Source organism: Tabrizicola sp., assembly GCF_036781545.1.
Classification (GTDB): domain Bacteria; phylum Pseudomonadota; class Alphaproteobacteria; order Rhodobacterales; family Rhodobacteraceae; genus Tabrizicola.
Genome location: NZ_DAIQAT010000149.1, coordinates 1 through 8,561, shown reverse-complemented (window position 1 = coordinate 8,561; position 8,561 = coordinate 1). Strand labels below are relative to the sequence as shown.

The window sequence follows — 8,561 nt, the reverse complement described above, 5'->3', positions numbered from 1 at the left end:
CAGGCCGACTGGGACCGTCGCATCGTCGTGAAGAACGCCCCGGCCTTCGCCATCATCGGCGAGGAGTTCAAGCTGAAGCTGAAGGTCGAGGATATCGGCGCGGCCCCGAACTTGGGATCCGAGGTCGCGCTGACCATTGCGGTCGACACCGAAGAGCCCGTCACCTACACCGTCGCGCTGAACGAGGATCTGGAGCTGCCCGTCACCCTGCCGCATGGCGGGGCGAACGTGCTGCAATTCTCTGTCGCCCCTGTCGCGGGCGAGATCACCGACCGCAACAATGCCGTCGCCGTGCAGATCAACGGCGTGCGCGACCGGCTGCGGGTGCTTCTGGTCTCGGGCGAGCCCCATGCAGGGGAACGGGTCTGGCGCAACCTGTTGAAATCCGACGCGGCGGTGGACCTGGTCCATTTCACCATCCTGCGTCCGCCGGAGAAACAGGACGGGGTGCCGGTGGACGAACTGTCGCTGATCGCCTTCCCGACCCGCGAGCTGTTCGTCGAGAAGATCAAGGAATTCGACCTGATCATCTTCGACCGCTACCGGATGCGGGGCATCCTGCCGATGTCCTACATCGACAATGTGGTCAATTACGTCCGCGAAGGCGGCACCGTGCTGGTCGCCGCCGGGCCGGAATTCGGCGCGGTGGACAGTCTCTACCGCTCGCCCCTGGCCCAGATCCTGCCGGTCGCGCCCACCGCTCAGGTGATCGAGGAGGGCTTCCGCCCGAAGATCACCGAGCTTGGCCGCCGCCACCCGGTGACGGAGGGGCTGGAGAAGGAAGCCCCCGAAGGCGGCTGGGGCCGCTGGTTCCGCCAGATCGAGGTGCAGCAGACTGCGGGGCAGGTGCTGATGTCCGGCCCGCACGACCTGCCTTTGCTGGTCCTGAACCGGGTCGACAAGGGCCGGGTCGCGGTGCTGGCCTCGGACCAGTCCTGGCTTTGGGGACGGGGCTATGAAGGTGGCGGGCCGCAGCTGGAGCTTCTGCGGCGCCTCGCGCACTGGATGCTGAAGGAACCGGAGCTGGAAGAGGAAACCCTCACCGCCGAGGTGGCCGGCGAGGCGATGACCATCACCCGCCGGACCCTGGCCGAGGCGGAACCCGGCCCGGTCACGATCACCGCGCCGGACGGGACCGTGACGGAACTGGCCATGCCGCTTGCCGCGCCGGGCCGCTACGAGGCCGGGTTCAAGGCGCCGATGCTGGGGCTTTATCGGCTGGAGCAGGGCGATCTGACCCGCGTCATCGCCGTCGGCCCCGCGACCCCGCGCGAATTCGTCGAGACCATCGCCTCGGGCGCGGATCTGGCGCCGATGGCCGAGGCGACGCGGGGTGGCGTCACCCGGCTGGAACCCGGCAACCCCGATATCCGCGCGGTCGCCCCGGGCCGCGTCGCGGTGGGCCGAGGCTGGATCGGCATCACCCCGCGCGAGGCCTACCTGACCACCGAGGTCAACGTGGTACCCTTCCTGCCCGCCTGGGCATGGCTGCTGATCGCCGCGGGCCTGGCCGTGGTCGCCTGGCTGATCGAGGGCCGCAAGGGCGCGAAGGCGGGGTGAGCAGGGGCTCGTCCCTTCCTTCGGTCGGTCCTCGCTGATGACAGCGAAGAGCGACCGAAGGAAGCGATGAGCGGCAAGTCAAGGCTCGCGCGACAGGATTACTTCGCGCGACAGGCTTGCGAACTCGCGCCGGATCAAGATGCCGGTGGCCAGCACCGTGCCCATCAGAAGACCCCAGGGACCGAGCAACCACCCCAGCGCAGCCAGCGCGTAATAGATCGACCGCAAGCCCCGGTTGAAGCTTTTCGCGGCGGTGATGTTGATCTCCGCCGCCTGGCTCGCGCGGTGGAAGGCCAGCGGATCGGCGGGGTCGTTCGGGACCGCCGCCATCAGGATCGAGCAATAGCCGAACAGCCGATGCGCCCAGACGAATTTCAGCAGCGCATTGGCAAGGAACCCGATCACCGGCAGCATCTTGACCGCGACATCGGGGCCGCCTGTGATGGGCAACTCCTCGGACAGCCGCTGCACCGCTGCCGCATTGCCGATGACTGCGATGCCGCCGCCGATGGCGATCATGCAGGCGCTGGCGAAGAAGGCCGTGCCCTGCCGCAAGCTGTCGATCAGCGTCGCGTCGAAGATGCGCGGTTGGCGGGTGACGAAGGTCCGCATCCAGTCGCGCCGGTAATCCTCCATCAGCCAGGAGACCGACGGGTGTGACTGGGGCGGATGCTCGCTGAACCAGCCGGCGGCGAGCCAGGCAAGGACCAGCAGCGCTAGCGTGAAAAGGTCGAAGAGGGGGATTGCACCAAGGTTCATCGTCATGCACCCAAGGTTAGAGCCGGGGTTTTTCCTTGTCAGCCGGTGAAATTGGTTATAATTTCTTACCAGTCAGCGGGGGATTGCCAGTGGACATGCCAGCACCCGACCAGGGCGTCATTGCCCGGAAAGCCCGGATCGTGGCCCGGCTGCGCTCGGTCCTGCCCGCCGACGCGGTGATCGACGCGCCCGAGGAGTTGCGCGCCTATGAATGCGACGCGCTGACCGCCTACCGCTGCCCGCCCCTCGCCGCTGTCCTGCCGCGCACCACGGCCGAGGTCAGCGCCGTCCTGCGGGTCTGCTGGCAGGAGGGCGTTCCGATGGTGCCGCGCGGATCGGGCACGTCACTGGCGGGGGGCGCGATGCCGACGGCGGACTCGGTGATCCTGGGCGTCGCGCGGATGAACGCGGTGCTTGAGACGGACTACGAGAACCGCTTCATCCGCGTGCAGTCGGGGCGGACCAACCTTTCCGTCAGCGGCGCGGTCGAGGCGGATGGCTTCTTCTACGCGCCGGACCCCAGCAGCCAGCTGGCCTGCGCCATCGCCGGGAACATCGCGATGAACTCCGGCGGGGCGCATTGCCTGAAATACGGGGTCACGACGAACAACCTCCTCGGCGTGACGCTGGTGCAGATGGACGGCACCGTGATCACTTTGGGCGGACCCTGGGGCGAGCCTTCCGGCCTCGACCTTTTGGGTGTGGTCTGCGGCTCCGAAGGGCAGCTCGGCGTCGTGACCGAAGCCTGGCTCCGCATCCTGCCAAAGCCGGAAGGGGCGCGGCCGGTGCTGGTGGGCTTCAACTCGAACGAAGTCGCGGGGGCCTGCGTCGCCGACATCATCCGGGCGGGGATCCTACCCGTCGCCATCGAGTTCATGGACCGCCCCTGCATCCGCGCGACCGAGGCCTTCGCCCATGCCGGCTACCCGGATTGCGAGGCTTTGCTGATCATCGAGGTCGAAGGATCGGAGGCGGAGATCGCCGAGCAGCTGGGCCGGATCAGGCAGATCGCCCTTGCGCACGACCCGGTGGAATTCCGCGAGGCGGCGGACGAGGATCAGGCACGGCGCATCTGGCTGGGGCGCAAGTCGGCCTTCGGCGCGATGGGCCAGATCAACGACTACATGTGCCTGGACGGGACGATTCCGGTGTCCTCCCTGCCGCATGTTCTGCGCCGGATCGGCGAGATGAGCCGCGACTTCGGCCTTGACGTCGGCAACGTCTTCCATGCGGGGGACGGCAACATGCACCCCTTGATCCTGTTCGATGCCAACAAACCCGGCGATCTGGAGAAATGCGAGGCCTTCGGGGCCGAAATCCTGAAGCTTTGCGTCGAGGTCGGCGGCTGCCTGACCGGCGAGCATGGCGTGGGGATCGAGAAGCGCGACCTGATGGCGGTGCAGTTTGCGCCCGCAGATATGGAGGCGCAGATGCGGATCAAGGACGTATTCGACCCGAAATGGCTTCTGAATCCGGCGAAGGTCTTCCCCCTCGCCACAACCGCAACCCGGCGCGCCGGATAAGGAAGTCCGGGAATTTCCCAGAAAATTCCTGGACATCGGGGAGAGACGATGCGCCCGAAGACCGAAGCAGAGCTGGTCGAAGCCGTCGCCGGGGCAACCGGCCCCCTCTTGCTGCGCGGTGGTGGCACGCGGACGCTGGGTCACGCCATGGGCGAGGTGCTGGAGACCGGCGGCTTGACCGGCGTGGAGCTTTACGAGCCCGGCGCGCTGACGCTGGTGGTGCGGGCGGGCACACCCCTGGCCGAGGTCGACCGGGTGCTGGCGGGCGAACGTCAGCGCCTGGCCTTCGAGCCGCCGGACCTGCGCGGGCTTCTCGGGCGCGAAGGGGTGTCGACCATCGGCGGCGTGCTGGCCGCGAATGCCTCGGGCCCGCGCCGGGTGCAGGCGGGGGCTGCCCGCGACGCGGCTCTGGGCGTGCGCTTCGTCGATGGGACTGGGACGGTGGTGAAGAACGGCGGCCGGGTGATGAAGAACGTCACCGGCTACGATCTGGTGAAGCTTCTGGCAGGCAGCCGGGGCGTGCTGGGCGTCCTCAGCGAGGTGGGCTTCAAGGTCCAGGCCCTGCCCGAGGCCGAGGCGACGCTGGTGATCGAGGGCCTCAGCGACGAGGCGGGTCTCAAGGCCTTGCGGGTGGCGCTGGGGTCGCCCTTCGACATCTCCGGCGCCGCGCGACATTCGGGGCGCAGCCTGATCCGGGTCGAGGGGATGGCGGGCTCGGTCGCCTATCGCACCGGGCAGCTGCGCGACCGGATGGGCGGCGAGGTGACGGTGGCCGAAGGCGAGGCCTCCGCCGCACTCTGGCGCGAGGTGCGCGATGTGGTCCCGCTTCAGGGCAAGCCGGGCGAGGTCTGGCGCATCGCCACCCTGCCCACCGCAGCGGCAGAGATCGTCGCGGTGCTGGGCGGCGAGGCGCTGTGGGACTGGGGCGGGGGGCTGATCTGGCTCCTCCTCGATCCCGGACGCGGGGCCGAGGTCGCGGCGGCCGTCGCGGGCCGCGGCCATGCGACGCGGGTGTTGGGGCAGGGTGGGCCGGTCTTTCCGCCGGAAGCGCCCGAGGTTGCGGTGCTGGCCGCGGGCCTCAAGGCCAAATTCGACCCGAGGGGTATTCTCAACGCCGGGATGATGGGCTGATGCAGACGAATTTTACCCCCGAGCAGCTGGCCGATCCCGGCATCGCCCGCGCCAACCAGATCCTGCGCTCCTGCGTGCATTGCGGCTTCTGCACGGCCACCTGTCCGACCTATCAGGTGCTGGGCGACGAGCTGGACAGCCCGAGAGGCCGCATCTACCTGATCAAGGACATGCTGGAAGCGGGCCGCCCGGCGGATGCAAGGACGGTGAAGCACCTCGACCGCTGCCTCTCCTGCCTCGCCTGCATGACCACCTGCCCCAGCGGGGTGCACTACATGCACCTGATCGACCACGCCCGCGCACATGTGGAAAAGACCTACAAACGCCCCCTGATGGATCGCGCCCTGCGCGCCGTCCTCGCCCGGGTGATCCCCTATCCCCGCCGCTTCCGCCTGGCGCTGCTGGCCGCGAAGATCGGCAAGCCCTTCGCCTGGGCGATCCCCGACAAGCGCCTGAAGGCCATGCTCGCGATGGCCCCGAAGACCATCCCCCCCGTCAGCCGCAACGACGATCCGCAGGTCTTTCCGGCGCAGGGCGAGCGGCGGATGCGGGTCGCGCTGATGACCGGCTGCGCCCAGAAGGCGCTGAACACCGACATCAACGACGCCACCATCCGCCTCCTCCGCCGCCTCGGCTGCGAGGTGGTCATCGCCAAGGGCCAGGGCTGCTGCGGGGCACTGACGCATCACATGGGGAAGGAGTCCCTTGCCCATGCCCAGGCCGCCGCCGCCATCCGCGCCTTCATGGCCGAGCAGCGGGCCGGGGGGCTGGACGCCATCGTCATCAACACCTCGGGCTGCGGGACGACGGTGAAGGACTACGGCCACATGTTCCGCAACGACCCGCTGGCCGACGACGCCGCCACCGTCGCGGGCCTGACGAAGGATATCTCCGAACTCCTCGCCACGCTTGGCCTGCCGCAAGGTGCGCCGAAGGGCCTGCGCGTCGCCTATCACGCCGCCTGTTCGCTGCAGCACGGCCAGCAGATCAAGTCCGCCCCGAAGGACCTGCTGAAGCGCGCGGGCTTCGAGGTGGTTGAGCCCGCCGACAGCCATCTCTGCTGCGGCAGCGCCGGGACCTACAACCTTTTGCAACCCGAGATCAGCGGCGAGCTGAAGCGCCGCAAGGTTCAGACGCTGGAGGCGAAATCCCCCCAGGTGATCGCCGCAGGCAATATCGGCTGCATGATGCAGATCGGCTCCGGCACCGCCATCCCGGTCGTCCATACCGTCGAACTCCTCGACTGGGCGACCGGCGGGCCACAGCCGCGCGCCCTTGCGGGCTGACCCCGCAGGCAGCGCTTGCGCGACAGGCCTCAAATCCGCCAAAGTCGGCGCATAAGCCTGAAGGCTGCGCGGGGGAAGGGAGGGTTCCATGCGTCACCTGTTCCCCCACCTGCTGGCGGCCCTTCTGGCCCTTGCAGGCGCGGTCCACGCCCAGGACGGGCTCCTTAAGCTCGAAACCGCCGACGATTCGCGCGGCTGGGATGCGGTGGGCAAGCTCGTCCTCGGCAAGAAGGGCTTCTGCACCGGCGCGCTGATCGGCCCGCAACTGGTGCTGACGGCAGCGCATTGCCTTTACGACAAGACCACCGGCGTGCAGCTTCGCCCCGAAGAGATCGAGTTCCAGGCCGGGTTCCGCAATGGCCGCGCCGTTGCCTACCGCCGGGTCAGCCGCGCCGTCGCCCACCCCGACTATCGCTTCACCGCCGAGGACAAGCTCGACCGGGTGACGGATGACCTCGCGCTCCTCGAACTCAGCCAGCCGATCCGCCTGCCCTCGCTATCCCCGTTCGAGACCGGTGCCGCCCCGGTCGAGGGCGACCCGGTGGGTGTCGTCTCCTACGCGCAATACCGCGAGGAGGCGCCTTCGATCCAGGAGGCCTGCAAAGTGCTCGCGGGCCGCCGCAATGCGCTGATCCTGACCTGCAGCGTCGATTTCGGCTCCTCTGGCGCGCCGGTCTTCACCATCCGCGACGGGGTGGCGAAAGTGGTCTCGGTCATCTCGGCCAAGGCCGAGGTGGATGGCCGCAAGGTCGCCCTCGCCGTGCCGGTGGCCGAGCCGCTTGCCGCCCTGCGCACGGCGCTGGAGGACAGCAAGGCGGGGTCGGCGGTCGGTGCCAAATCGGTCAGCGTTCTGTCCGGCGGCACCGGGGCAGGGGCGAAATTCGTCAAGCCATGAAAGTGCTTTTCGCGGCCCTGGTCCTGTTGTCCGGCGCCGCGATGGCCGAGCAGAACTCCGGTCTTGATGAGCTGGCCACGCGCGAGGAGTTGCGCGGGTTCGAACCGGTGGGCCGCGTCGATGTGGAAAACGGCGGCTTCTGCACCGGGGCGCTGATCGCGGCCGATCTGGTGCTTACCGCCGCGCATTGCGTCCTGAACCCCGACGGCAGCCCCATCGACGCAGCGCGGATCACCTTCCGCGCCGGGCTCTCGCATGGCAGCGCACTGGCCGAAGTGCCCGTCGCCCGCACCATGGCCGATCCCGCCTACCGCAACCTCGACCCCGCGCCGTTCCAGATGGTCGAACGCGACGTCGCGCTGCTGCAACTGGCCCAGCCCATCCCCAGCGCGGTCATCTCGCCCTTCACCGTCGCCCGGCCCGGCACCGGCGCCGAGGTCAGCGTCGTCTCCTACGCCGAGGGACGGGAGGAAGCCCTGTCCTGGCAGCGGGTCTGCAAGGTCGTCGGGCGCCAGGAGCGGCTGATCGCCTTCGACTGCGATGTCACCTTCGGCTCTTCCGGCGCGCCGGTGCTCGACCGCTCGGGCTATCGCGCGCGGATCGTCTCGATCATCTCGGCCGGGGGCGATCTGGACGGCAAGCCGGTCGCCTTCGGGATGGAGCTGCCGGAACAGGTCGACCGGCTGAAGGCCGCGCTCCGCAAGGGCCAGGCGCTCAGCACGGCGGAACCCGAAGCGCGGATCGGCCTCGCGCCGCCGGGGATGCCTGGCGCGCCCGGCAAGCGCATCATCCTGCAGGGCGGTGGCGGGGTGGGGACCGGCGGCGGCGCGCGCTTCGTCTCTCCGTGACGCCGGGCTTCTCGGGCCCTTGAAAGCGCAAATCCTGCTTCCTACCTGAGAGGTATCCGGGTGCCATGACGGGCCCGGGTCTCAACCCGCCTTGCCCCGTCCGGGGAAGGCCTCTGACATCGCTTCCAGGAGGATGACAATGCGCAACCTTGATTTCGCGCCGCTTTACCGTGCCACCGTCGGCTTCGACCGCATCGCCGACCTGATGGACCGGGTCCTGTCCACCGACGTGGCCCAGCCCACCTATCCGCCCTACAACATCGAGAAGACCGCCGAGGATGCCTACCGCATCTCGATCGCCGTCGCCGGGTTCACCCCCGAGGAACTGAGCGTCGAGGTCAAGGACGGCAGCCTGTTCGTCACCGCCCGCAAGGCCGCAGACGAGACCGAGCGCAGCTATCTGCACCGCGGTATCGCCACCCGCGCCTTCGAGCGCCGCTTCGCCCTTGCCGACCACGTCCGCGTGGCGGGTGCGGCGCATGAACACGGGATGCTCCACATCGACCTCGTCCGCGAAGTGCCCGAGGCGATGAAGCCCCGCCGGATCGAGATCGCCCAT

The 8,561-nt window shown here is 68.8% G+C and carries 8 protein-coding genes; 7 read left to right on the top strand and 1 reads right to left on the bottom strand.

All coding sequences use genetic code 11. From position 1 onward, the window contains the following. The coding region (locus tag V7Q39_RS16960) for a hypothetical protein (RefSeq protein ID WP_333817797.1) at positions 1-1,560 on the top strand (1,560 nt) is incomplete at its 5' end. A 78-nt stretch (positions 1,561-1,638) separates the two neighbouring features. Here V7Q39_RS16960 and V7Q39_RS16955 read toward each other — a convergent pair. Continuing rightward, the gene (locus tag V7Q39_RS16955) at positions 1,639-2,325 is read right to left on the bottom strand and encodes a DUF599 domain-containing protein (RefSeq protein ID WP_333817796.1); all 687 of its coding nucleotides are present in this window, start codon (positions 2,323-2,325) and stop codon (positions 1,639-1,641) included. Positions 2,326-2,408: 83 nt separating this feature from the next. Here V7Q39_RS16955 and V7Q39_RS16950 point away from each other — a divergent pair, with 83 nt between their 5' ends. The 6 genes from V7Q39_RS16950 to V7Q39_RS16925 all read left to right on the top strand — a co-directional run. Further along, the gene (locus tag V7Q39_RS16950) at positions 2,409-3,842 is read left to right on the top strand and encodes an FAD-linked oxidase C-terminal domain-containing protein (RefSeq protein WP_333817795.1); all 1,434 of its coding nucleotides are present in this window, start codon (positions 2,409-2,411) and stop codon (positions 3,840-3,842) included. A 48-nt stretch (positions 3,843-3,890) separates the two neighbouring features. Beyond that, a complete protein-coding gene (locus V7Q39_RS16945; protein ID WP_333817794.1) occupies positions 3,891-4,973 on the top strand; it encodes an FAD-binding protein in 1,083 nt (360 codons plus the stop codon). Beyond that, positions 4,973-6,259 carry a glycolate oxidase subunit GlcF gene (glcF, locus tag V7Q39_RS16940; RefSeq protein WP_333817793.1) on the top strand — a complete coding sequence of 429 codons (1,287 nt, stop codon included), beginning with the start codon at positions 4,973-4,975 and terminating at the stop codon, positions 6,257-6,259. The genes V7Q39_RS16945 and glcF overlap by 1 nt, the downstream gene beginning before the upstream one ends. Positions 6,260-6,347: 88 nt before the next feature. After that, entirely contained in the window at positions 6,348-7,154 is an 807-nt protein-coding gene (locus V7Q39_RS16935) for a trypsin-like serine peptidase (RefSeq protein ID WP_333817792.1), read from the top strand. Further along, entirely contained in the window at positions 7,151-8,002 is an 852-nt protein-coding gene (locus V7Q39_RS16930) for a trypsin-like serine peptidase (RefSeq protein WP_333817791.1), read from the top strand. Before V7Q39_RS16935 ends, V7Q39_RS16930 begins: the two co-directional genes overlap by 4 nt. A 139-nt stretch (positions 8,003-8,141) precedes the next feature. Continuing rightward, positions 8,142-8,561 (top strand): Hsp20 family protein (locus V7Q39_RS16925; protein WP_333817790.1); only part of this gene is annotated, 420 nt, incomplete at its 3' end.